The sequence below is a fragment of the Bacillus sp. K2I17 genome, assembly GCF_002209985.1.
GTDB lineage: Bacteria > Bacillota > Bacilli > Bacillales > Bacillaceae_G > Bacillus_A > Bacillus_A wiedmannii.
The window spans coordinates 1-1068 of sequence record NZ_NJGF01000134.1 but is presented as its reverse complement, the minus strand read 5'-3'; the positions used below and the strand labels follow the sequence as shown (position 1 = coordinate 1068).

At 38.6% G+C, this 1068-nt stretch carries 1 protein-coding gene and 1 pseudogene; both read left to right on the top strand.

What is annotated here, in order from left to right:
* Window positions 1–198, top strand: a pseudogene (locus tag CER22_RS31100) (hypothetical protein); the annotation flags it as partial.
* Between the two features lie 66 nt (window positions 199–264).
* Window positions 265–1068, top strand: an 804-nt coding sequence (locus CER22_RS31095) for a GH25 family lysozyme (RefSeq protein ID WP_088610513.1), incomplete at its 3' end; no start/stop codon positions are given.

Here is a 1068-nt window from a genome sequence, read left to right as displayed (position 1 = left end):
TGGAGACCCTTCAAAGCAATATCAAAATTCCCAGAAGGATATGAAGTAAGCTATTGTGATGGAATTGATGGCGCATACAAAGGCAGTATTAATTCAAAAGAACCTCTTACAGTATTCTTCCGTAAAGAAGGATGGATTGATATTGGTGGGAATCGTTGGACACCAGAGAAACACTTTGACATTGTAGATATTCGATAAAAACAACTCTGTTAGGAGTTGTTTTTTTATTCTTAAATTTTTATAGGGGAAAGAAGGAAAATGGAAATGAAGAAAATTGCAGATTTATCTCATCACAATAATTCAATAAATTGGGCTGCAGCTAGTAAGGAGCTAGACCTTGCTATTATACGTGTACAATATGGGTCAAGGACAATTGATAAACGTTATAAAGAGTATGTGCAAGGTTGTAAAGACTATGGTGTTCCATTTGGACACTATGCTTATGGATGTTATGTAAGTGTTCAGGATGCTATTGTAGAAGCAAATGATTTTATGGCGCGCGCTGATAAAGAGGCAAAATTTTTAGTATTAGATGTAGAAGATGATACTTTAGCAAGTTGTGGAGCGGCTAACTTAGCAAAAGCTTCGCAGGCATTTATTGATACGTGCCGTGCAGCAGGCTGGAAAGTGGGGCTATATGTATCACACCACATGTATACAAGCTATGGACTAAATACTGTGAATGCGGATTTCCTTTGGATTCCACGTTATGGAAATAAACCAGCATATAGTTGTGATTTATGGCAGTATACAGAAACTGGTAGTCTTGCAGGCGTAACTGGTAATGTAGATTTAAATTATTTAAACGGTGAAAAATCTCTTGAATGGTTTACAGGTAAGGGTGGCGCTGTTGGTACGCCGCAACCAGAGGGGATTGGGATGGCAAGATCAATATACTGGGAAGGCTATGGCATTAACTATCATGATAGACCACACGGTAAATATCTGGGGGACTTTACAACAACAGCAGAGGTATTATACTGGGATGCGTACTGGGGAGAGGATAATGATGTTTGGTTAGATTTAGGTAGAAGCCGTTGGGTAAAAGCAGAGCATTATTATTGGAGA